Origin of the sequence: Metabacillus sp. 84 (assembly GCF_050107715.1) — a bacterium.
In the GTDB taxonomy this organism is placed as follows: Bacteria; Bacillota; Bacilli; order Bacillales; family Bacillaceae; genus Metabacillus_B.
This window is the reverse complement of the sequence record NZ_JBNILN010000004.1, coordinates 256,143-279,663: the sequence shown is the minus strand read 5'-3', so window position 1 is coordinate 279,663 and position 23,521 is coordinate 256,143. Positions and strand designations below refer to the sequence as shown.

The 23,521-nt window shown below is 47.0% G+C and carries 23 protein-coding genes and 1 other annotated feature; all 23 genes read left to right on the top strand.

Going from position 1 to position 23,521, the window contains the following annotated elements:
- Nucleotides 1-33: 33 nt before the first annotated feature.
- The 23 genes from sigE to pyrE all read left to right on the top strand — a co-directional run bounded on the left by sigE (nt 34) and on the right by pyrE (nt 23,452).
- Nucleotides 34-753: an RNA polymerase sporulation sigma factor SigE gene (gene sigE, locus ACQCV8_RS10345; protein WP_426844541.1), complete on the top strand. Its 720-nt coding sequence runs from the start codon at nt 34-36 to the stop codon at nt 751-753.
- 230 nt (nt 754-983) lie between these two features.
- The gene (gene sigG, locus ACQCV8_RS10340) at nt 984-1,832 is read left to right on the top strand and encodes an RNA polymerase sporulation sigma factor SigG (protein ID WP_426844540.1); all 849 of its coding nucleotides are present in this window, start codon (nt 984-986) and stop codon (nt 1,830-1,832) included.
- Between the two features lie 174 nt (nt 1,833-2,006).
- Nucleotides 2,007-2,261 (top strand): YlmC/YmxH family sporulation protein, encoded by a 255-nt coding sequence (locus ACQCV8_RS10335; protein ID WP_426844539.1) that lies wholly within the window; start codon nt 2,007-2,009, stop codon nt 2,259-2,261.
- Between the two features lie 115 nt (nt 2,262-2,376).
- Nucleotides 2,377-3,210 (top strand): peptidoglycan editing factor PgeF, encoded by an 834-nt coding sequence (gene pgeF / locus ACQCV8_RS10330; protein WP_426844538.1) that lies wholly within the window; start codon nt 2,377-2,379, stop codon nt 3,208-3,210.
- Nucleotides 3,211-3,879 carry a YggS family pyridoxal phosphate-dependent enzyme gene (locus ACQCV8_RS10325; RefSeq protein ID WP_426844537.1) on the top strand — a complete coding sequence of 223 codons (669 nt, stop codon included), beginning with the start codon at nt 3,211-3,213 and terminating at the stop codon, nt 3,877-3,879.
- Nucleotides 3,880-3,895: 16 nt separating this feature from the next.
- The gene (locus ACQCV8_RS10320) at nt 3,896-4,333 is read left to right on the top strand and encodes a cell division protein SepF (RefSeq protein ID WP_426844536.1); all 438 of its coding nucleotides are present in this window, start codon (nt 3,896-3,898) and stop codon (nt 4,331-4,333) included.
- 6 nt (nt 4,334-4,339) lie between these two features.
- The gene (locus ACQCV8_RS10315) at nt 4,340-4,603 is read left to right on the top strand and encodes a YggT family protein (RefSeq protein ID WP_426844535.1); all 264 of its coding nucleotides are present in this window, start codon (nt 4,340-4,342) and stop codon (nt 4,601-4,603) included.
- A gap of 155 nt (nt 4,604-4,758) precedes the next feature.
- Nucleotides 4,759-5,535 carry an RNA-binding protein gene (locus tag ACQCV8_RS10310; RefSeq protein WP_426844534.1) on the top strand — a complete coding sequence of 259 codons (777 nt, stop codon included), beginning with the start codon at nt 4,759-4,761 and terminating at the stop codon, nt 5,533-5,535.
- A 94-nt stretch (nt 5,536-5,629) separates the two neighbouring features.
- Nucleotides 5,630-6,145 (top strand): DivIVA domain-containing protein, encoded by a 516-nt coding sequence (locus tag ACQCV8_RS10305; RefSeq protein WP_426844533.1) that lies wholly within the window; start codon nt 5,630-5,632, stop codon nt 6,143-6,145.
- A gap of 45 nt (nt 6,146-6,190) precedes the next feature.
- Nucleotides 6,191-6,414 (top strand) — a binding site (T-box leader).
- A gap of 48 nt (nt 6,415-6,462) precedes the next feature.
- Nucleotides 6,463-9,228 (top strand): isoleucine--tRNA ligase, encoded by a 2,766-nt coding sequence (gene ileS / locus ACQCV8_RS10300; RefSeq protein ID WP_426844532.1) that lies wholly within the window; start codon nt 6,463-6,465, stop codon nt 9,226-9,228.
- A 574-nt stretch (nt 9,229-9,802) separates the two neighbouring features.
- Nucleotides 9,803-10,177, top strand: coding sequence for a TraR/DksA family transcriptional regulator (locus ACQCV8_RS10295; RefSeq protein WP_426844531.1), 375 nt, complete (start codon nt 9,803-9,805; stop codon nt 10,175-10,177).
- An 85-nt stretch (nt 10,178-10,262) separates the two neighbouring features.
- Nucleotides 10,263-10,742: a signal peptidase II gene (gene lspA, locus ACQCV8_RS10290; protein WP_426844530.1), complete on the top strand. Its 480-nt coding sequence runs from the start codon at nt 10,263-10,265 to the stop codon at nt 10,740-10,742.
- A complete protein-coding gene (locus ACQCV8_RS10285; RefSeq protein ID WP_426844529.1) occupies nt 10,742-11,650 on the top strand; it encodes an RluA family pseudouridine synthase in 909 nt (302 codons plus the stop codon). The genes lspA and ACQCV8_RS10285 overlap by 1 nt, the downstream gene beginning before the upstream one ends.
- Before the next feature lie 172 nt (nt 11,651-11,822).
- Nucleotides 11,823-12,371, top strand: a complete 549-nt coding sequence (pyrR, locus tag ACQCV8_RS10280; protein WP_426844528.1) for a bifunctional pyr operon transcriptional regulator/uracil phosphoribosyltransferase PyrR — start codon at nt 11,823-11,825, stop codon at nt 12,369-12,371.
- A gap of 129 nt (nt 12,372-12,500) precedes the next feature.
- Nucleotides 12,501-13,814 carry a solute carrier family 23 protein gene (locus tag ACQCV8_RS10275; protein WP_426844527.1) on the top strand — a complete coding sequence of 438 codons (1,314 nt, stop codon included), beginning with the start codon at nt 12,501-12,503 and terminating at the stop codon, nt 13,812-13,814.
- A 134-nt stretch (nt 13,815-13,948) separates the two neighbouring features.
- On the top strand, nt 13,949-14,872 hold the full coding sequence (locus ACQCV8_RS10270; RefSeq protein ID WP_426844526.1) for an aspartate carbamoyltransferase catalytic subunit: 924 nt from the start codon (nt 13,949-13,951) through the stop codon (nt 14,870-14,872).
- Complete coding sequence (locus tag ACQCV8_RS10265; RefSeq protein WP_426844525.1) at nt 14,856-16,142, top strand: dihydroorotase; 1,287 nt, start codon at nt 14,856-14,858, stop codon at nt 16,140-16,142. Before ACQCV8_RS10270 ends, ACQCV8_RS10265 begins: the two co-directional genes overlap by 17 nt.
- Nucleotides 16,139-17,224 (top strand): carbamoyl phosphate synthase small subunit, encoded by a 1,086-nt coding sequence (locus ACQCV8_RS10260; protein WP_426844524.1) that lies wholly within the window; start codon nt 16,139-16,141, stop codon nt 17,222-17,224. The genes ACQCV8_RS10265 and ACQCV8_RS10260 overlap by 4 nt, the downstream gene beginning before the upstream one ends.
- On the top strand, nt 17,224-20,436 hold the full coding sequence (gene carB / locus ACQCV8_RS10255) for a carbamoyl-phosphate synthase large subunit (RefSeq protein WP_426844523.1): 3,213 nt from the start codon (nt 17,224-17,226) through the stop codon (nt 20,434-20,436). Before ACQCV8_RS10260 ends, carB begins: the two co-directional genes overlap by 1 nt.
- Nucleotides 20,433-21,215 carry a dihydroorotate dehydrogenase electron transfer subunit gene (locus ACQCV8_RS10250; RefSeq protein ID WP_426844522.1) on the top strand — a complete coding sequence of 261 codons (783 nt, stop codon included), beginning with the start codon at nt 20,433-20,435 and terminating at the stop codon, nt 21,213-21,215. Before carB ends, ACQCV8_RS10250 begins: the two co-directional genes overlap by 4 nt.
- Complete coding sequence (locus ACQCV8_RS10245) at nt 21,209-22,138, top strand: dihydroorotate dehydrogenase (RefSeq protein WP_426844521.1); 930 nt, start codon at nt 21,209-21,211, stop codon at nt 22,136-22,138. Before ACQCV8_RS10250 ends, ACQCV8_RS10245 begins: the two co-directional genes overlap by 7 nt.
- On the top strand, nt 22,113-22,826 hold the full coding sequence (gene pyrF / locus ACQCV8_RS10240) for an orotidine-5'-phosphate decarboxylase (protein ID WP_426844520.1): 714 nt from the start codon (nt 22,113-22,115) through the stop codon (nt 22,824-22,826). Before ACQCV8_RS10245 ends, pyrF begins: the two co-directional genes overlap by 26 nt.
- A complete protein-coding gene (pyrE, locus tag ACQCV8_RS10235) occupies nt 22,823-23,452 on the top strand; it encodes an orotate phosphoribosyltransferase (RefSeq protein ID WP_426844519.1) in 630 nt (209 codons plus the stop codon). Before pyrF ends, pyrE begins: the two co-directional genes overlap by 4 nt.
- Nucleotides 23,453-23,521: the final 69 nt, after the last annotated feature.

Below are 23,521 nucleotides of genomic sequence, written 5' to 3'. Positions count from 1 at the left end.
CCCGCATCCTTTAAAATTAGAAGGGGGAGAAAAATGAAAAACTTAAGGCTCAAAGTGACATACTGGTGGTATAAAATCCTAACCAAGCTCGGCTTAAAGACGGATGAAATCTATTATATCGGAGGCAGTGAGGCACTGCCGCCCCCGCTTAATAAAGATGAAGAAGAGATTCTTTTGAAAAAACTGCCGAAAGGGGATCAGGCGGCAAGAGCTATTTTAATTGAACGGAATCTCAGGCTTGTTGTCTACATTGCCAGAAAATTTGAAAATACTGGAATAAATATTGAAGACTTGATCAGCATAGGAACAATCGGGCTGATTAAAGCGGTCAATACGTTTAATCCAGAAAAAAAAATAAAGCTGGCTACATATGCTTCCAGGTGTATTGAAAATGAAATACTAATGTATTTGAGAAGAAACAACAAAATACGGTCTGAAGTTTCATTTGATGAACCTTTGAATATTGATTGGGACGGCAATGAGCTTCTTTTGTCTGATGTGCTTGGAACGGATGATGATATTATTACTAAGGACCTGGAAGCAAACGTTGACAAAAAATTGCTGTTGAAGGCTCTTCAGCAGCTGAATGAAAGAGAAAAACAAATTATGGAGCTCCGTTTCGGACTGCAGGGCGGAGAGGAGAAAACGCAAAAAGATGTAGCGGACATGCTCGGAATTTCGCAATCATACATTTCACGGCTCGAGAAAAGGATTATTAAGCGATTAAGGAAGGAATTCAACAAAATGGTATGATTTTCTAATATGCCATCCTGTATTCAAGCAGGGTGATGACTATTGCAGCACCTGCTGATCGGAGCAGAAGCTGCTGGGGCAGGCCGGGCGAGGCGAAGAGACAGGTATAGAGCCGCCCTTGGATAACCAGCCGGCTGCCGGCAGGCGAATAGAACAGAAAAAATAAAAGGGGAGACAAACCCTTTTTTTATTTGGACCAAAGCAAAAAGTGCAGTCATGAGCTGTTTCCAATGTGCATATTTTTCCAACTGCAGGAAATACTGTTTTTTGTACAGCAGCTCCTGACTGGAGGGAAAGATGTGACACGAAATAAAGTAGAAATTTGCGGAGTAGACACCTCAAAACTTCCCGTGCTGAAAAATGAAGAAATGAGAATTCTCTTCAGAGAAATGCAGAGCGGGAACAACTCAGCAAGAGAAAAACTCGTAAATGGAAATCTCAGATTGGTTCTGAGTGTCATCCAGCGTTTCAACAACCGTGGGGAGTTTGTCGATGATTTATTTCAAGTCGGCTGCATCGGGCTTATGAAATCCATCGATAACTTCGACCTGGGACAAAATGTTAAATTTTCAACATACGCTGTACCTATGATCATCGGGGAGATTAGAAGGTATTTGAGGGATAATAATCCGATAAGGGTTTCCCGTTCCTTAAGAGACATCGCGTATAAAGCCCTTCAAGTAAGGGAAAAGCTGATGACTCAGACATCAAGAGAACCTTCTGCAGAAGAAATTGCAAAAGTCCTTGAAGTTCCTCATGAAGAGATCGTATTTGCCCTGGATGCCATACAGGATCCTGTATCCCTGTTTGAGCCGATCTACAATGATGGCGGAGACCCGATTTACGTTATGGATCAGCTCAGCGATGAACGCAACAGAGATATTCAGTGGATTGAAGAGCTTGCTTTAAAAGAAGGAATGAGACGGCTGAATGACAGGGAAAAGCTTATCCTCAGGAAGCGTTTCTTTCAAGGAAAGACCCAGATGGAAGTGGCAGACGAAATTGGAATATCACAGGCCCAGGTATCAAGGCTTGAGAAGGCTGCTATAAAGCAAATGAACAAGAACATCCAGCAATAGGGACAAGCCATAGGAACTGAGCCGGAAACGGCGAGGTTCCTTTTTTGCTGAAGATATTTTACGGGCCAGGGTTTTGCTGAGGAAATTGGCGCCGCGCGTACCGGTATTTAGAATACTGAACCAAACCGGTCATACATTGGTTAATAAGAGATTTGTTAAGGAGAGATGGAGTGCATGATGAATATTTCCGAGTTCCAGACTAAGGATATTGTCAACGTTTCTGATGGAAAAAAGCTTGGAAGCATCGGGGATTTCGACATTAATGTGACGACAGGAAAAATCCAGGCGATCATCATCTCAGGCCCGGGGAAAATGCTTGGATTTTTCGGGCGGGAAGAGGAATTTGTCATCCCGTGGCGAAACATAGTAAAGATTGGAGAAGACGTCATTTTGGTCCGCGTAGCTTCAAAAGAAGCTTCCCAGGATTAGAAAGAATCAGAGGCTTATAAATGATTAAATTTGCCCTTTATTTATGAACATCAAGGGAAAGATGTGGTAAAATAAAGGCATTCATCATAGGATTTTTGTCGAAAAGGAGATCGGTATGAGTTCTGAGCTGTTTTCAAGTGACCGGGATACATTTTTGAGCCTGAACCGTTTTACAGGAGTGGACTCCTCCATCCTGGCAGGTTTTACGGTGAAAGATGGAGGGACCAGCAAGGATCCATATGCATCTTTAAATATGGGCCTCCATGTCCAGGATGTTCGGGAGGACGTCGTGGCGAACCGGAGGTTATGCGCCGCTGAGGCAGGCATATCTCTGGAAAACTGGGTGTTTGCAGACCAGGTTCATGGAAAAAGAATAGTCAAAGCCGGTCAAAAGGAAAGAGGAAGCGGTGCCTTTCATTACGATCAGGCGATACTGGAAGCAGATGGACTTTACACAAATCAGACTGGTCTTGTCCTAGCCCTTGCATATGCAGACTGTGTACCAATCTTTTTTTATGAAAAAAAGGCGAAACTCATCGGAATTGCCCATGCAGGATGGAAAGGAAGCGTGTTAAATATTGGCGGTGAAATGATTGCTGCCTGGCTTGAAGCAGAGGGTGCTTCTCTTGAAAATATTCATGCCGCGATTGGTCCTTCAATCGGCCCATGCTGCTATAAAGTCGACGACAGTGTCATTTCAAAAGTGAACAAACTGTTTAATCACCATGAAGAGCTTCCCTGGGTAGAAACAGAGCCGGGTCAATACCGTCTGGATTTAAAAAAACTAAATGCAGCTTTGCTGAAAAAAGCAGGTCTTTCCGATAACCAGATTTCCGTCTCCGGACTGTGCACCTGCTGCGAAAAGGATTTATTCTTCTCCCATAGAAGAGATGCCGGCCGAACGGGCCGAATGATCGGTTTTATAGGTTTAAAAGAGGAGGATTCCTGATTGGAAGTAAAACAAAATCTGACTGCAATCATTGGGAATATTGAAGCAGCCTGCAGGCGGTCAGGCAGGAACCGTAAAGATGTCCATGTAGTGGCAGTAACCAAGTATGTGACAGCAGACCGGGCAGAGGAAGCGGTTGAAGCGGGAATTCTTCATCTCGGAGAGAACAGGGATGAAGGTCTCTCCGGCAAATTTGACCGTATTGGGGACCGGGCGGTTTGGCATTTTATCGGCTCTCTTCAAACGAGAAAAGTGAAAAATGTTATTGATAAGATCGATTACATACATTCACTGGACAGGCTCTCACTTGCAAAAGAAATTGATAAACGGGCAGACGCTCCCGTTAAATGCTTTGTGCAGGTAAACACTTCTGGCGAGGAATCCAAACATGGATTGTCTCCGGACGAAACCATCCCCTTCATCGAGGCGTGCAGGGAATATCCGAATATCCTGATTTCAGGACTCATGACCATGGCGCCAAACACGGATGACAAAGGGCTCATCCGGCAGACCTTCCAATCTTTAAGGCAGCTTAGGGACAAAGTGAAGGCTATGGAATTGAGCCACGCCCCTTGTGATGATCTTTCAATGGGGATGTCAAATGATTATACAGTTGCGATCGAAGAGGGAGCTACGTTTATTCGAATCGGCTCTTCCCTTGTAGGATAAACCAGGAGGTGTAAACATGAGTATTAAAAACCGCTTTAAGAATTTTTTTGTGCTGGATGAAGAGGATTACGAGTACCAGGAAGAACAAACATTTGAAGAGGAATATGGATCTGCCGAGCAGCCGGCAGCAAAAAAAGAAGGCAAACAAAATGTCGTTAGTTTGCAAAGTGTGCAAAAATCCTCTAAAGTAGTTTTATGCGAGCCCCGCGCTTATTCGGAAGCTCAGGATATTGCAGATCAGCTGAAAAACCGCCGGGCAATCGTCGTGAATCTTCAGCGCATCCAGCATGATCAGGCGAAACGAATCGTCGATTTTCTGAGTGGAACAGTTTATGCGATAGGCGGAGATATACAGAAGGTAGGGCTGAATATCTTCCTTTGTACGCCTGATAACGTAGATGTATCGGGCACAATCTCTGAACTGGCAGTTGAAGATGAACCTCAAAGGTGGTAATGGACAATGAGCATTGTTTTTACAGTATTAGGGTATTTGCTGCGGTTTTATTCGTACGCCATCATCATTTACATTCTGATGTCCTGGTTTCCGAACGCGAGAGAAACTAAATTTGGAGAAATTCTCGCTTCAATCTGCGAACCGTTTTTAGAGCCTTTCCGTAGAATCATTCCATCTTTCGGAATGATCGACTTTTCTCCAATTGTAGCCATCCTTGTTCTGAATCTTGCACAAGGCGGTCTATGGTCTTTATACAATATGATCAGCTGATTTAAAGGGACGAAAAAGTCCCTTTTTCTATGTGTGCAGAGAAAACACGGCACCAGTTTAAGTGAATGCACTTGATAGCTGAGTATCCGTGTTTTTACTTTTACGCCTTAGGTAAAACGTGAACGAAGCACCCATTATATAGAAACGGTGATAACATGACAGATTTATTTCAGCATTTCAGAGAAGATGAGCGGGATTTTGTTGAAAAAGTAATGGGCTGGAAGGATTTCGTCCAAAGCTCTTACAGTGCGAAACTTACGGACTTTTTGGACCCCAGGGAGCAGGAAATCGTACAGTCAATTGTAGGCGATCAAATGGAGACTAAAGCAGCTTTCGACGGCGGCGCCCCTGGAGCAGAGAGAAAAAGAGCTCTTATTCATCCTGATTACATGAAACCCGGGAAAGAAGACTTTGATCTGATCCTATACGAAATCAGCTACCCTGCAAAATTTGTAGCCCTTGAACACCCTCAAGTGCTTGGAGCGTTAATGTCCATTGGACTTAAGCGTTCCAAATACGGAGATATATTGATGGAAAACGAAGTCATTCAGCTTGTGGCGGCAAAGGAAATGGATGATTTCCTGAGGCTTCAGCTAACTGAAATTGGGAAATCTAAAGTGGAGCTGAAAAAAATCAGCTTCTCTAATGCCATTGCCGTGACGGAGAGCTGGAATGAGGCATCGGCGACTGTCAGTTCTCTCCGCCTTGATGCAGTAGCCGCTGCGATTTATGGACTTTCGCGGCAAAAGGTTCAGCCCCTTTTGCAGGCAGGGCATATTAAGGTAAACTGGCGCACAGCAGAGCAGGGGGCAATGGAGTGTCAGGAAGGGGACACAATTTCTGTAAGAGGGTATGGCAGAAGCAAAATCACAGAAATTCTTGGCCGGACGAAAAAAGACAAGATCAGAATGCACTATGGGCGGCAAAAATAATCGTGAAATTTGGAGGTTTTGCCCCAAAATTCACGAATAATGAATTATAATGGTATGCAGGGACGTATACCGATACATATGGAGGTGGCCTATAGTGCCTTTAACACCGCTTGATATTCATAATAAGGAATTTAATAAAGGGTTCCGCGGTTATGATGAAGACGAAGTAAATGAGTTTCTGGATCAGATTATTAAAGATTATGAAATGGTCATCCGTGACAAGAAAGAGTCTGAAGCACGCGTTGCAGATATGGAAGAAAAGCTGAGCCACTATACGGTCATTGAGGAAACCTTGAATAAATCCATTCTGATTGCACAGGAAACGGCTGAAGAAGTAAAGCGCAATGCTCAAAAGGAAGCTAAGCTGATCATAAAGGAAGCCGAAAAAAATGCCGACCGCATCATTAATGAATCCCTTTCGAAATCCCGCAGAATTGCCATGGATATCGAAGAGCTTAAAAAACAGTCTAAAGTATTCCGCACCCGTTTCCAGATGCTGATTGAAGCACAGCTTGATCTTTTAAAGAATGATGATTGGGATCATCTGCTCGAATACGAAGTGGAAGCTGTTTATGCCGGCGAGGATGAAGAAGCAAAATACCGTCCTTGACTTTTTGCCGGATATTCGCATATAATTTGAGCACAATCGAAATATGAACCGACGATGACAGGGATAGTAATCTGAATGGAGCCTTTATTCAGCGAACCGGGGGCGGTGGGAGCCCGGGTAAAGTTTTCAGACGAACATCACCCTTGAGTTCCTTCCTGAAAAACTGAGTAGGGAAGGCGCATCATTCCCGATACGAATGCTTAAGCGGATGCGTTTTTTGCGTGTCTATAAGGGTGGTACCGCGTGAAGCAAGCCTTCTCGTCCCTTTCCACAGGGATGAGAAGGCTTTTTTGTATTTTATTTTAGGAGGAAACGGAATGGATTATAAAAATACGCTGCTTATGCCAAAAACGGAGTTCCCTATGCGCGGCAATCTGCCAAAGCGAGAACCGGAAATGCAGGAAAAATGGGAAGAAATGAACATCTACAAAATGGTTCAGGAGCATACGAAGGACCGTCCTCTATTTATTCTGCATGATGGCCCTCCCTATGCCAACGGTGATATCCATATGGGTCATGCACTTAATAAAATTCTAAAGGATTTTATCGTCCGCTACAAATCGATGAGCGGCTATAACGCCCCTTATGTCCCGGGCTGGGATACACATGGTCTTCCGATAGAAACGGCTTTGACTAAAAACAAAAAAGTGAACCGCAAGGAAATGTCTGTAGCAGATTTCCGAAAGCTTTGCGAAGAATACGCCTGGACTCAAATTGAAAGCCAGCGCGAGCAGTTTAAACGTCTGGGGGTAAGAGGAGACTGGGATCACCCTTATGTCACGATGAAACCTGAATATGAAGCGCAGCAAATTCTTGTTTTCGGAGAAATGGCTAAAAAGGGGTATATTTATAAAGGTTTAAAGCCTGTTTACTGGTCTCCTTCAAGTGAGTCAGCCCTTGCAGAAGCTGAAATTGAGTATCAGGATAAAAAATCTCCCTCTATTTACGTTGCGTTTGACGTAGCAGATGGAAAAGGTGTTTTGGAGGAGGATGAAAAAATTGTCATCTGGACCACAACTCCATGGACCATTCCAGCGAACCTTGGAATTGCTGTGCATCCAGATCTTGAATACACCGTCGTGCGGGCAAATGACGCGAAATATGTAGTTGCCACAGAGCTGCTTGCCTCCGTAGCGAAAGAGCTTGAATGGCAGGACTTCGAAACCGTCAGAACCCTGAAAGGGAAGGAAATGGACCGGATAGCTGCGAAACATCCGCTCTATGAAAGAGAATCACTCGTCGTCCTTGGCGGGCATGTTACGACAGATGCCGGTACTGGCTGCGTTCACACGGCGCCTGGCCACGGGGAAGATGACTTTTTAGTCGGGAAAGAGTATGGCCTTGATGTGCTTTGCCCAGTCAATGAAAAAGGAGTAATGACCGAGGAAGCTCCCGGGTTTGAAGGGCTTTTTTACGATGAAGCGAACAAACCCATCACCGAAAAGCTTCAGGAAAACGGGGCGCTTTTGAAGCTTTCCTTTATCACCCACTCCTATCCGCATGACTGGAGAACAAAGAAGCCAACCATCTTCAGAGCAACGGCCCAATGGTTTGCATCCATTAAAGATTTCCGGTCTGAATTGCTGGAAGCTGTTAAAGAAACAAAATGGGTCCCTGCTTGGGGAGAAACCAGGCTGTTTAATATGGTTAGAGACCGCGGAGACTGGTGTATTTCCAGACAGCGCGCCTGGGGAGTTCCGATTCCTGTTTTTTATGCAGAGAATGGCGAGCCGATCATTACAGATGAAACAATCAGCCACGTATCCGGTCTATTCCGGAAACACGGCTCCAACGTGTGGTTTGAGCGTGAAACAAAAAATCTTCTGCCTGAGGGATTCACACATAAAGGAAGCCCGAACGGCACGTTCTCCCGCGAGATGGATATAATGGACGTCTGGTTTGATTCGGGTTCTTCCCACCAGGCAGTTCTTCATGAGCGTGAAGATCTCAAGCGGCCGGCTGATCTTTATCTGGAGGGCTCGGATCAGTATAGAGGCTGGTTTAACTCCTCCTTGTCCACATCTGTAGCTGTAACAGGCAAAGCGCCTTATAAAGGGGTGCTTAGCCATGGGTTTGCACTGGACGGCCAGGGCAGAAAAATGAGTAAATCGATCGGAAACGTTGTCTTGCCTTCCAAAGTAATGAACCAGCTCGGTGGGGACATTCTCCGCTTATGGGTCGCTTCCGTGGACTATCAGGCAGATGTACGGGTATCCGACGCTATTCTTAAGCAGGTCGCTGAAGTATACCGGAAAATCCGGAACACGTTCCGCTTCCTTCTTGGAAACCTTGCCGATTTTACTCCGGCAGACGCAGCAGACTGGGAAAATCTGCGGGATGTTGACCGCTACATGCTCGTAAAGCTTAACAAGCTCATTGATAAAGTGAAAAAAGCGTATGAAGAGTATGAATTTGCCGTGATCTATCATGCAGTTCATAACTTCTTTACGATTGAATTGAGCTCCTTTTACCTTGATTTTGCAAAGGATGTTCTATACATTGAAGGGAAAGATCACCCGGACCGCCGTGCCATCCAAACGGTCCTTCATCAAACTCTGCTCGCACTTACAAAGCTTACGGCGCCTATCCTCCCTCACACAGCAGATGAAGTCTGGGAGCATATTGACTCCGAAGCGGCAAAGAGTGTACAGCTGACGGATATGCCGGAAAGCATGGAGATCGAAAATGCTGAAGTGCTTGAGGAAAAATGGGATGCCTTTATGACGCTTCGCGACGATGTTCTAAAAGCTCTTGAAAACGCCAGAAGTGAGAAGGTCATTGGCAAGTCACTGACTGCGAAGATCACACTTTATCCAGACCATAAAACGGCAGCGCTTCTTGGGTCAGTCGAAGAGGATTTAAAGCAGCTCTTCATTGTCTCGGGCTTTGAAATTGGCGGAGATCTGAATTCGGCTCCGGCTCATGCGCAGCACTTCAGCAACATGAAGATTACTGTTGAGGCGGCCGAGGGCGGAACATGTGAGCGCTGCTGGATTGTAACGCCTGAAACAGGAAAGGACCTTGAACATCCAGGTCTGTGCGCCCGCTGTGCAAGCATAGTAAAAGAAGAATATACATCTTAACCAATGGAAGGGGCTGTCTAAAAAGTCCTTTCAATGGAAAATATAGAAACAAAAAACCCCCGGGTCATTCCGGGGGCTTATTTGTGAAAATCGCTTTGATCCAAACCGGCCGGTGTGGCTGTTTGAAGCGCAAGGTGCTTACCTCCAAGTTTCCCAAGAGGTTACCACCCGCTACGCCCGCTGCTGAGCGGCCTGAAGTGAAAATCAGTCAGGTCAACAGCTCTTTTCATTAGGCTTTGTTAAAGCATCGTGTTGATTTTTCACACCTGTTGATTGGAGCGGAAGGCGTGAGACTCCGAGCTAAAAGCTAAGCGAGGAGGAGGCTCACCGCCCAGTCCTTGGATAAGCGAGCGCCTGCTAGCTGCAATCAACAGCCAAGTTTAACAGAGCTTTTCATTAAAATTCAAAAGGAATTACTCGGCAGCCCCTTTTTAAACACAGTTAACTCCCTTATTTGATTGAAACAGCTCCTCGTTTCCCGGCAATAGTCATCTGTGGAAAAAAATGAACAGGGTTAGACTCCGCTGAACGGATAAACTATTTTTACAAACCTTACAGCAGGAGTTGAGCCGCATTGAGCAATGATTTTTTTTCGATCCGAAAGGAGCTTGAATTAATGCGGAAGGAGCTTCAGGAGCGGTTGTTCCACCACTCTATGTTTGAATCAGACCATGATGGAGCGCACAATGGAACGATTTTGCATCATGTTAAAGAAGAGCTGAGGGATGTCGAACACGCGCTAAGCAAAATGGATACCGGCTCTTACGGGTTCTGTGAAAAAACTGGCCTGTCCCTGCCAATTTCCAGTCTGAAATATTTGCCGACGGCAAGAAACGTTCATGATTTTTCCTACCTGGATCAGTATGAGAAAAAGTCACTTCCCTATTCACCAAACGGCAATTCAGATTATGCGGGAGAAATGGTTTACTATAGCCGTTCACACAGTTGAACGGTTTTTTTCTCTATTCCTTACTCTTTTCAAATTTTTATGATAAAATTCATTGTATCTAATTTGAATGCCTGGGGGAACGTACGTGCGTTTAGTAAGCTACATAATAGCAGTTGCGGTAATCATTCTTGATCAGCTCACAAAGTGGCTGATTGTCCAAAACCTGGAAATCGGGGAAAGCATTCCTGTTATTGAAGATTTTTTCTATATTACTTCCCATCGCAATCAAGGTGCCGCATGGGGAATTCTTCAGGGGCAAATGTGGTTTTTCTACATTGTTACGATTGTGGTGACCGCAGCAATCGTGTACTATATTCAAAAGTTTGTTCTGAAAGCGGGACTTTTAGGAGCTTCATTAGGTTTGATGCTTGGGGGAGCCATCGGAAATTTTATCGACCGGGTCCGTTACCAGGAGGTCGTCGATTTTATACAAACCTTTATTTTCTCCTATAATTTTCCAATATTTAACATAGCAGACTCTGCCTTATGCATTGGGGTGGCACTTTTATTTATTCAAATGCTAATCGACAGTAAAAATGAGAAAAAAGAGGGGCAAGCACAGTAATGGACATCCATGAGTATACAATTGATAAAGAGCAGGCTGGAGACAGGCTCGATAAAATCCTTTCTGCCATAAATGAAAACTGGTCAAGAACACAAATTCAGTCTCTTATGAAAAGCGGGCTGGTGCTGGTTAATGGCCAGGCAGTAAAGAACAATTATAAAGGGGCAGAAGGAGATCAGGTCTCAGTCGAGATCCCGGAGCCCGAAGAATTGAATGTTGAAGCAGAGGAAATGAATTTGGACGTTTACTATGAGGACAGTGACGTTCTGGTGGTGAATAAGCCGAAGGGTATGGTGGTTCATCCTGCACCCGGACACGTGACAGGCACTCTTGTAAATGGCCTGATGGCGCACTGCAATGACCTTTCAGGTATAAACGGGGTGATGCGTCCCGGGATTGTCCACCGCATTGATAAAGATACATCCGGGCTGCTGATGGTGGCAAAGAATGATCTTGCTCATGAATCGCTGGTAGACCAGCTCGTTGAAAAAAGTGTTACCCGGCGCTATAAAGCGCTCGTGCATGGAAATATATCGCATGATCAAGGTACGGTCAACGCACCGATCGGCCGGGATAAGCAAGACCGCCAAAGCATGACGGTTACGAGAGAAAACAGCCGGGATGCTGTCACTCACTTTAAAGTGCTGGACCGTTATAAAGATTTTACTTATATTGAATGCCAGCTGGAGACGGGAAGAACCCACCAGATTCGTGTACACATGAAATACATTGGCTATCCGCTCGCGGGAGATCCGAAATACGGACCGCGAAAAACGCTTTCGCTTGAAGGACAGGCGCTGCACGCAGGCGTCCTGGGATTCAATCACCCCCGGACCGGCGAGTACATGGAGTTCGAAGCACCGCTGCCTGAGTATTTCAGCAAGCTTTTAACACAGCTTGAGAAATAACCGTTGACAGGCAGGAATGATTTTGACATAATAACTTTAGTTGAATAGAACCTTTAATTTCAGTCCTGTGAGGCTGGGAAGGGTACGGTTAATGATTAAACAATGGTACTCCCATGCCCTCTTTTCCCAACAGGATGAGAGGGCATTTTTTATTTGAAGGGAGGCAGACGTTATGTCCAAAAAAGCGGTTGTGCTGGACGAACAGGCGATTCGCAGAGCTCTAACCCGAATTGCACATGAAATCATTGAACGAAACAAAGGCATAGATGATTGTCTCCTGATCGGAATTAAAACACGGGGGATTTATCTCGCAAACAGGCTGCAGGAGAAAATCCGCCAGATTGAGGGAAAAGACATTCCAATCGGGGAGCTTGATATTACCCTGTACCGCGATGACTTGACTAAGAAGACGGGCAATCAGGAACCGCTCGTAAAAGGTTCGGATGTCCCGGAGCCGATCCTGGATAAAAAAGTGATTCTCGTTGATGATGTGCTCTACACAGGAAGAACGGTCAGGGCAGCAATGGATGCTCTTGTAGACATGGGCAGGCCGGCTGCCATCCAGCTCGCCGTCCTGGTTGACAGGGGGCACAGGGAGCTGCCGATCAGGGCAGATTTTGTAGGGAAAAACATCCCGACCTCAAGCTCTGAAAAGATAGTGGTTGAAATGGAAGAAGTCGATGAAAGCGACTCTGTATCCATCTATGAAAAAAATAGCTAGTTCTTTTTAAAGCAGTCCCGTGAGACGGCAAAGAGAACCGGAATCAGCATCTGTTTTTAAGATGCGTGTATTTCTGTGTACCTCTTTGCTGAATCCGGCAAAGAGGTTTTTTTAGGAGGAGAGAGATAGATGAAAAATGAAAAAATCGTTTTAGACATTCATGAAAAACCAAAAGCTCCCGTTTGGCTCACTTTAAGCTTCCAGCACCTTTTCGCTATGTTTGGCGCCACAATTCTGGTTCCGTTTCTCGTGAAGATGGATCCCGCTGTTGCACTTATCTCAAGCGGTGTCGGGACTCTCATATTTCTGCTGATCACCAAGTTCCAGGTGCCGGCTTATCTCGGCTCGTCCTTTGCATTTATTGCCCCGCTCGTGGCGGCTCAGACCGGAGGAGGCCCGGGTGCGGCTATGGTCGGAAGCATGCTTGCAGGTGCTGTATATGCTGCGGTAGCGCTCATAATTAAGGCGACTGGCCACAATTGGATTCTCAGAATGCTTCCGCCGGTTGTAGTTGGACCTGTCATCATCGTCATCGGGCTTGGACTGGCCGGAACCGCAGTCGATATGGCAACCAACAACCCTGCGGGTGATTACAGTCTGCTTTACTTTTCTGCAGCACTGGTGACACTTGCCGTAACCGTTATCTGTTCTATCTTCTTTAAAGGATTTTTCAGCCTGATTCCGGTTCTGATTGGTATTTTCACCGGTTATCTTTACTCCCTTGCAATCGGAATCGTGGATTTCAGCAAAGTCATCAAAGCAGGATTTATTCAGGTGCCCGATTTCACCATCCCGTTTGTGGATTATCAGCCGCAATTTACCTGGCAGATCCTCCTGCTGATGGCTCCGGTAGCCCTTGTAACGCTCTCAGAGCATATTGGACACCAAATGGTTTTAAGCAATGTCATTGGCAAAGATTTAGTAGAAAAACCTGGCCTGCACCGCTCGATTTTAGGAGACGGACTTGCGACGATGGCTGCGGCCCTGCTGGGGGGGCCTCCGAATACAACCTATGGTGAAAACATTGGAGTACTCGCGATTACCCGGGTTTACAGTGTATATGTTCTTGGCGGTGCTGCCGTCCTTGCCATTACGTTCGGTTTTATCGGGAAGATCTCGGCTTTAATCAGTTCCATTCCCACTCCAGTGATGGGAGGGGTCTCCATCCTTCTTTTCGGAATCATCGCATCCTCCGGTCTCAGAATGATGATTGACAGCAAAATGGATTTGGGCGATAAAAGGAACCTGATCATCTCCTCGGTCATTCTGGTGATCGGAATCGGAGGAGCGGTCATCAAAGTCGGCGAAAGCTTCGAACTGCATGGCATGGCGCTCGCGGCAATCATCGGCATTATCCTGAATGCTGTGCTCCCCGGCAAGGCGGGAGCGGATACGCTTCATCTTGAAAAGGAAACAGATCATAAAAAATCTGCTGTTTCCTAAATACTCATACCTTTTAAAAAAGTCCGGAGAGGCTTGCAAGGGTGTAAAGAATGGCCGGCTGGCCCTTCTGCTTTCGTGCACCCTGAACCGGTATGTTCAGGGTGTTTTTTTATAAAAACTGAAGGAGGAAGAAGATGAAGCATTTGTTAACCATGTCGGAACTTTCCCTGGAAGAGATCAACTGGATTGTTGAACTGGCCTGTAGGATGAAAGCAGGGAACCTTCCTTCTCTCAGGGCTGAACCGGTTTTTGCTGCCAATCTGTTTTTTGAGCCGAGTACGAGAACACGCTTCAGCTTTGAAGTGGCTGAAAAAAAACTGGGTCTCCATGTTTTGAATTTTCAGGCGGAGAGCTCGAGCGTCCAAAAAGGGGAAACCCTTTATGATACAGTCCGGACGATGGAGGCGATTGGGGCCCACGCCGTTATTATTCGCCATCCTCTTGACCGGTATTTTGATTCTTTAAGGGAACGGGTCAGCATTCCTATCCTAAATGCTGGTGACGGCTGCGGAAATCACCCCACTCAATCTCTGCTGGACCTAATGACCATTCATGAGGAATTTAAATGCTTTAAAGGCCTGACTGTAAGCATCCACGGGGATATCAGACACAGCCGCGTAGCAAAATCCAACGCAGAAACCCTGGCAAGACTCGGGGCTGAGGTGTTGTTTGCGGGACCGCCTGAGTGGCAGGACCCGGCCAATCCTTTTGGAAGGATCACAAGCACGGATGAAGCGATCGAGCAGTCGGATGCTGTCATGCTGCTCCGCATTCAGCATGAAAGGCATACAGCTGCGATAAAGAGCCCGGATGCTTATCTTGCTTCATATGGCTTAACGAAAGAGCGGGAAAGAAGAATGAAGTCGGGGGCAATAATCATGCATCCCGCCCCGGTCAATAGAGGGGTGGAAATCGATGACTTCCTTGTTGAGTGCAGCCGTTCCAGAATTTTCAGGCAAATGGAAAACGGAGTGTATGTCCGAATGGCCTGCTTAGCACGCTCACTTGCTTCTAAAATGCTGAATAAAGGAGAGAATCACCATGTCTTATATTCTTAAAAACGCAAAAGTTTTAGACGACGGAGGGAATTTTCTAAAGCAGGATTTTCTGATCGAAGACGGAAAAATAGCTAAAGCCGCGCCACAGCTTGAGGCAGGGGACCATCAAGTCATCGATGCATCCGGTCATCTCGTTTCCGCAGGCTTTGTGGATGTACATGTCCATTTAAGGGAACCGGGAGGCGAGCACAAAGAAACCATTGAAACCGGAACGAAGGCAGCAGCCAGGGGCGGATTCACAACCATTGCAGCCATGCCGAACACCCGCCCTGTCCCGGATCATCAAGAGCAAATGGAAAAGCTGATCAGGAGGATCAGTCAGAAGGCATCAGTAAGAGTTCTGCCATACGCATCCATCACTGTCAGACAGGCTGGAAAGGAGCTCACAGACTTTACCGCTTTAAAAACAGCAGGAGCCTTTGCCCTTACAGATGATGGGGTGGGGGTTCAGGAAGCGGGAATGATGTTTGAGGCGATGAAAAGAGCGGCAGCAGCAAATCTGAGCATCGCAGCACATTGTGAGGACAACTCCTTAATCAACAGAGGAGCCGTGCATGCAGGGGAATTTGCTGAAAAACATCAGCTGAATGGAATTCCCTCTGTTTGTGAGTCTGTACATATTGCCAGGGATATCCTGCTTGCTGAAGCAGCGGGGTGTCATTATCACGTTTGCCACATCAGTACGAAAGAATCCGTCAGAACGGTGAGAGATGCAAAAAGGGCGGGAATCAATGTCACAGCGGAAGTAACGCCCCACCACCTGCTGCTGTGTGACGAGGATATCCCCGGGCTTGACCCGAATTTTAAAATGAATCCCCCGCTTAGAGGAAAAGAGGACCGTGACGCCCTGCTTGAAGGCTTGCTCGATGGAACAATCGATCTGATCGCAACAGATCATGCGCCTCACACTGCTGAAGAAAAATCGGAAGGAATAAAACTCGCTCCTTTCGGAATCACAGGACTTGAAACGGCCTTCCCGCTCTTATATACCCATCTTGTTTTACCAGGGAAAGCGACGTTAGGCCAGCTGTTGAAATGGATGACGATCCGTCCTGCCGAAACATTTGGACTGCCGTATGGAACCCTTTCAGAAGGGGCGCCAGCAGACCTTGTGATGATTGATCTGGCAGAAGAAAGAACAATTGATCCCGCCGGATTTCTTTCAAAAGGAAAAAATACTCCATTTGCAGGCTGGAGCTGCAGCGGATGGCCTGTAGTAACGATAGCAGAAGGAAACATTGTTTTTGATGAAAGGGGAGTCCGGACATGAAGCGTTTGCTTGTACTGGAAGATGGGACCGTTTTTGAAGGAAACGGATTTGGAAGTGAAAGAGACTCGATTGGAGAAATTGTTTTTAATACAGGAATGACCGGATATCAGGAGATCCTTTCAGATCCTTCCTACTGCGGACAGATTGTGACCTTAACGTATCCGCTGATTGGAAATTACGGCATCAACCGGGATGATTTTGAATCCATAACCCCCTTTACAGGCGGTCTGATTGTAAAAGAGCATTCCCTTTTTCCCTCTAATTGGAGGAGCGGTTATTCGCTTGATGAATACTTGAAAATGAAAGACATCCCGGGCTTATCCGGAATTGATACAAGGAAGCTTACGAGAATCATCCGCAGCCACGGAACGCTCAAGGGTGCCCTCATCTCTGGAAATGCGGACCCGGCAGAAGTACTGGAAAAGCTGAAAGCCGTCCGTCTCCCGGTCAATCAAGTGGAGAGAGTATCAGCGAAAACTCCCTACGCAAGTCCAGGTCGGGGGCGGCGGGTTGTGCTCGTGGACTTTGGAATGAAGCACGGGATTTTGAGAGAGCTGAACAAGAGACATTGTGATGTTGTGGTTGTGCCGCACAATACTTCAGCAGAAGCGGTTCTTCAGCTGAATCCGGATGGCATTATGCTATCGAATGGCCCCGGGGATCCAAAGGATGTCCCGGAAGGAATTGAGATGATAAAAGGCGTCTTGGGGAAGGTCCCGCTCTTTGGTATCTGTCTTGGGCATCAGCTCTTTGCTCTCGCCTGCGGGGCAGACACAGAGAAAATGAAGTTTGGACACCGCGGCTCCAACCACCCTGTAAAGGATCTGCAGTCGGGAAAAGTCGCCATCACCTCGCAAAATCACGGGTACACAGTCAGGGAAGCGTCCTTGCTTCATACAGATCTTGAAGTTACACATCTTGCTCTCAATGACCGGACAATTGAAGGGCTAAAACATAACAGCCTGGCAGCTTTCACTGTGCAGTATCATCCGGAGGCCTCACCTGGTCCGGAGGATGCCAACGGGCTGTTTGATGAATTCATGGAACTGATTGAAACGAAACGGAAGGTAGGGAATCGATAATGCCGAAGCGCACAGACATTCAAAAGATCCTTGTAATTGGTTCTGGCCCCATCGTTATAGGCCAGGCAGCTGAATTTGATTATGCAGGCACACAGGCTTGTATTGCTCTTAAAGAAGAAGGATATGAGGTCGTTCTTGTCAATTCCAATCCGGCTACCATAATGACAGACACGGAAATTGCAGATCATGTGTACATTGAACCGCTTACTGCAGAATTTGTCAGCAATATCATCAGGAAGGAGCAGCCGGATGCCCTTGTTCCCACATTAGGAGGACAGACCGGTCTTAATCTGGCTGTCGAGCTTGCGGAATCTGGTGTTCTGGAAGAGTGCGGGGTTGAGATTCTTGGAACCAGCCTTGAAGCCATCCAAAAAGCGGAGGACCGGGACCTGTTCCGCAGACTCATGAATGAGCTCGGTGAACCTGTACCGGACAGCGAAATCGTTCATACAGTGGAAGAAGCCTTTGTTTTTGCCGGCCAGATTGGCTACCCCATCATTGTAAGGCCCGCCTTTACGCTCGGAGGAACAGGGGGAGGGATCTGCAGCAATGAGGAGGAGCTTGCGGAAATCGTGGCCTACGGTCTTAAAGTGAGTCCGGCTACCCAATGCCTTCTGGAAAAAAGCATAGCTGGATTTAAAGAAATTGAGTACGAAGTGATGAGAGACAGTGGCGATCATGCGATTGTCGTATGCAACATGGAAAACTTTGATCCGGTTGGCATCCATACCGGTGACAGCATTGTCGTTGCCCCGTCCCAGACCTTAAGCGATAGGGAATATCAGATGCTCCGCAATGTATCCCTTAAAATCATAAGAGCGCTCGGCATAGAGGGAGGCTGCAACGTCCAGCTTGCGCTTGACCCGGACAGCTTTCAGTATTACATCATCGAGGTAAACCCGAGGGTCAGCCGTTCATCTGCACTGGCATCAAAAGCTACCGGCTATCCGATCGCTAAGCTTGCTGCCAAAATTGCCGTCGGCCTCACACTGGATGAAATGATGAACCCTGTCACTGGAAAAACGTATGCATGCTTTGAACCGGCGCTGGATTATATCGTGACGAAAATTCCGCGCTGGCCATTTGATAAGTTTGAATCCGCCAACAGATGGCTCGGTACGCAAATGAAGGCGACAGGGGAAGTGATGGCGATCGGGCGGACGTTCGAGGAGTCTTTGCTTAAGGCCATCCGTTCCCTTGAAGCCGATGTGAATCATATAGAGCTCAAGGCTGCGGCAGAACTGGACGATCCCCACATTGAAAAACGGATACGAAAAGCCGGGGATGAGCGGCTTTTTTACCTTGCTGAAGCATTAAGAAGAGGAATCACACCGGTGACGCTTCATGAATGGAGCAAAATCGATTTATTCTTTCTTTCAAAGCTTAACGGAATCATTGAGCTTGAAAAGCAAATTGGACACTCCCCCTTTGACTTAGAAGTTTTAAAGCAGGCTAAGAGCAATGGCTTTTCGGATGAGGCAGTTGCGAAGCTCTGGTCTTCAAATGAGAGGGAAATTTACGAGCTCAGAAAACAGACAGGCCTAATGCCCGTCTACAAAATGGTTGACACGTGCGCTGCGGAATTCGAGTCTTCAACACCCTACTTTTACGGAACGTATGAGGATGAAAACGAATCGGCCGTCACCTCACGCGGTAGCGTTTTGGTGCTAGGCTCCGGTCCGATCAGAATCGGACAGGGAGTGGAATTTGATTATGCCACTGTTCATTCAGTATGGGCAATCAAGGAAGCCGGTTATGAAGCCATTATTATCAATAACAATCCTGAGACCGTTTCAACTGATTTCAGCATCTCCGATAAGCTTTATTTTGAACCACTAACCGCTGAAGATGTAATGCATGTAATCGAACTGGAAAAGCCGATTGGGGTAGTGGTTCAATTTGGCGGGCAGACGGCGATCAATCTGGCAGATGAGCTTTCTGCAAGAGGAGTGAAAATTCTTGGAACGTCACTGGAGGATTTGGACCGGGCTGAAAACCGGGATAAGTTTGAACAAACGCTGCAAGACCTGGACATCCCGCAGCCGCAAGGAAAGACTGCTGTATCTTCTAAAGAGGCTGCTCATATCGCCGGCGAAATCGGCTATCCGGTTCTTGTGCGCCCCTCCTATGTGCTCGGGGGCAGGGCGATGGAAATCGTCTACAGGGAGGATGAACTGCTGCATTACATGAATAATGCCGTTAAGGTCAATCCGGCGCACCCTGTCCTGATTGATAAATACTTAACCGGAAAAGAAATTGAGGTGGATGCCATTGCGGATGGTGAGACGGTTGTGATCCCCGGCATTATGGAGCACATCGAGAGGGCTGGCGTGCATTCGGGGGATTCAATCGCGGTTTATCCTCCTCAAACATTGACTGCAAGCTGTAAAACCAAAATCATTGAGCATACCATCGCGCTGGCAAAGGGCTTGAACATCTCAGGGCTTCTGAACATTCAATTCGTTATTTACCAAGACGATGTATTCGTGCTGGAAGTCAACCCAAGGTCAAGCCGTACTGTGCCGTTTTTAAGCAAGATTACCGGTATTCCAATGGCCAATCTGGCTGCCAAAGTCGTGCTTGGACAAAAGCTCAAGGATATGGGATATGAAACAGGGCTTGCAGAGGAAAAATCCGGCGTATTTGTAAAAGTACCTGTTTTCTCTTTCGCGAAGCTGAGAATGGTCGATATTACGCTCGGCCCGGAAATGAAGTCGACAGGTGAAGTGATGGGCAAGGATGCAACGCTTGAAAAAGCTCTGTACAAGGGCCTGGTTGCTTCAGGAATCCAAATCCATAAATATGGATCAGTTCTGCTTACCGTCGCCGATAAAGATAAAACAGAAGGACTTGAAATCGCGAAACGCTTTAACCGGATCGGCTATCAGATTCTTGCAACGAGCGGAACGGCTGATTATTTAAGGGAGGCTGGCATTCCAGCTAAAATCGTGAATAAAGTCAGTGAACAGCAGCCGAATCTTTTGGATGTCATCAGAAATGGCGAAGCCCAATTTGTGATCAATACGCTGACAAGAGGGAAGCAGCCGGAAAGAGACGGCTTTAAAATCCGCAGGGAATCTGTTGAAAATGGAGTGCCTTGCCTGACCTCCCTTGATACGGCTAAGGCCATTCTCAGGGTGCTCGAGTCCATGAGCTTTTCCACTGAAGCGATGCAGCAGCTGAATCCGAAGCGGGAGGTAATCCATTCATGATCGTAAAGGAGAACATGCTCGTTTTGGCAAACCGTGAAATGGCTAAGGACGTATTTGAGCTTGTTTTAAAAGGGAAGATGACGGAACAGATGAATACTCCGGGGCAGTTTGTCCATGTGAAGGTATCAGAAACCGTAGTTCCGCTCCTGAGAAGACCGATCAGCATAGCAAAGATTGAGAAAAAAGAACAAACGCTAACGCTCCTATACAGAAAAGGAGGAGAAGGCACCGTCCTTCTTTCAAAAAGATCCCCTGGAGACCTGCTTGATGTAATCGGTCCCCTGGGGAATGGATTTCCGGTGGACTCTTCTCTTTCCGGTAAGAGAATGCTGCTGATCGGAGGAGGGATCGGCGTCCCGCCTCTTTACGAACTGTCCCGCCGATTGAAGGCTTTTGGTGCAGAACCTGTCCACGTGCTCGGCTTTGAAAGCAAAGATCATGCATTTTATGAAACGGACTTTGAGAGACTTGGTGATACGTATATTACAACGGTGGACGGCAGCTTGGGTTTGAAAGGTTTTGTGACGGATGCGATCAGCCTGTATGATCTCCGCTTTGAACGGGTCTATGCCTGCGGTCCGACACCAATGCTGAAGGCGATTGAAACCCTTTTTCACGACAGGGAGGTTTACCTTTCCCTCGAAGAGAGAATGGGCTGCGGAATCGGTGCCTGCTTTGCCTGTGTGTGCCATGTGCCGGATTCCCCTCACGGCTATAAGAAAGTTTGTTCGGACGGTCCGGTCTTTAGAGCGGGAGAGGTGGTGCTGCCGTCATGTTAGAAGTGAAATTACCGGGGCTGGAGCTTAAAAACCCAATCATGCCGGCTTCAGGCTGCTTCGGTTTCGGCAAAGAATTCGCCAATCTTTATGATCTGAACAAGCTTGGCGCCATCATGATAAAGGCGGCTACTCCTGAAGCAAGATTCGGCAATGAGACACCTCGGGTAGCAGAAACACCAGGCGGCATGCTAAACGCTATCGGCCTTCAAAATCCCGGTCTTTACGGAGTGATAGGAGAAGAGCTTCCCAGACTGGAGGCTTATGATGTTCCGATCATTGCCAATGTGGCAGGTTCAAGTGTCGAAGATTATGTGGCGGTAGCGGAGAAAATCAGTGCCTGCCCGAATGTAGCGGCACTGGAGCTGAATATTTCCTGTCCGAATGTGAAGACAGGAGGAATCGCTTTTGGAACGGACCCAAACATGGCGGCGGATTTAACGAAAGCTGTTAAAAAGGTATCCAGTGTTCCCGTATATGTCAAGCTTTCCCCTAATGTAACCCATATTTCTGAAATAGCCGCAGCTGCTGAGCAGGCTGGTGCAGACGGGCTGACGATGATCAACACGCTTCTTGGGATGAGGCTCGATTTAAAAACCGGCAAACCGGTTTTAGCCAACAAAACGGGCGGGCTCTCCGGACCGGCCATTAAGCCTGTAGCAATCCGGATGGTCCATGAAGTCAGCCGGGCTGTATCCATCCCGATTATTGGAATGGGGGGGATCCAGTCAGCAGAGGATGTCCTGGAGTTTCTGTATGCCGGAGCGAGTGCGGTTGCAGTAGGAACCGCCAACTTCGTCAATCCATTCATCTGTTCGGAAATCATTGATGCATTACCGGAAGTACTTGCCCGTTACGGATTCAGTCACATTAAAGAATGTATTGGAAGGAGCCATGACTATGCAGCCGGTTATCATCGCGCTTGATTTTGAGAACAAACTGGAAACAGACCGCTTTTTAAGCAGAATGGATCCGCAATCTTTTTATTTAAAAGCTGGAATGGAGCTGTTTTACAAGGAAGGCCCCGCAATAGTGGAGTGGCTGAAATCAAAAGGACATCAAGTCTTTCTTGATTTAAAGCTTCACGATATCCCAAACACTGTAAAAAAAGCAATGAAAGCTTTAGCCTCATTAGAGATTGATATGGTGAATGTCCATGCTGCCGGCGGTGTGAACATGATGGAAGCCGCCCTGGAAGGACTTGATTCAGGAACATCTTCCGGCCAAAAGCGGCCGATCCTCATTGGTGTAACACAGCTGACAAGCACATCCCAAAGAGTATTAAATAATGAGCTTCTCATCCATAGGGAAATGGATGAGACTGTTATTCATTACGCGGGCCTTGTAAAACAGGCAGGATTGGACGGGGTGGTTTGCAGTGTGTGGGAATCTGCGCAGGTGAAGGCATCGCTTGGGGAAGAATTTATAACCGTTACACCCGGTATTCGATTTGCCGGTGAGGCTCCTGCAGATCAAACCAGAATTGCCACTCCCGAAATTGCTCGCAGGAAGAACGTTACCAGTATGGTCGCCGGCAGAAGCATCACTGCAAAAAGTGAACCGATGCAAGCCTATAATCAGATGCTGAAAGAATGGGAGGGTGTTGTACAATGAAACACACGATAGCAAAATCTCTTCTGGACATTGGAGCTGTCACACTTAAGCCGAACGAACCGTTCGTATGGGCAAGCGGCATTGAATCTCCGATCTATTGTGATAACCGGCTTACATTATCCTATCCGCAAATAAGGAAAAGCATTGCAGAAGGCCTGGCTAATGTGATTCAGGAGCACTACCCGGATGCAACACTGATTGCCGGCACTGCGACAGCCGGCATCCCACATGCTGCACTTGTGAGTGATCTCCTCGGACTGCCGATGTGCTACGTCCGCGGGAGTGCCAAGGGGCACGGGAAGGGGAATCTGATTGAAGGACGGACCGGCAGCCATGACCGTGCGGTTGTTATCGAAGATCTGATCTCTACAGGAGGAAGCGCCATTCACGCGGTAAAAGCCCTTCGGGAAGCAGGAGCTGAAGTATTGGGTGTGGCAGCCATTTTCACCTATGGGTTTGATACCGCTGACAGCCATTTCAGTCATGACGGGATTTCTTATCAAACGTTAACGGATTACTCCACACTCATTCAAATTGCGGGGAGAGAAAACCTTATTCAAAAAGAAGATTTGGATAAGCTTGAAAAATGGCGGAAAAATCCGGCTGCTTCTGATTGGAGATCCTGAGCGCGTTTCTGAATATATTGATTTGTCTTGCTGTTTTTTGAGAGCCAGCTGAACGGAAAACCCCCATCA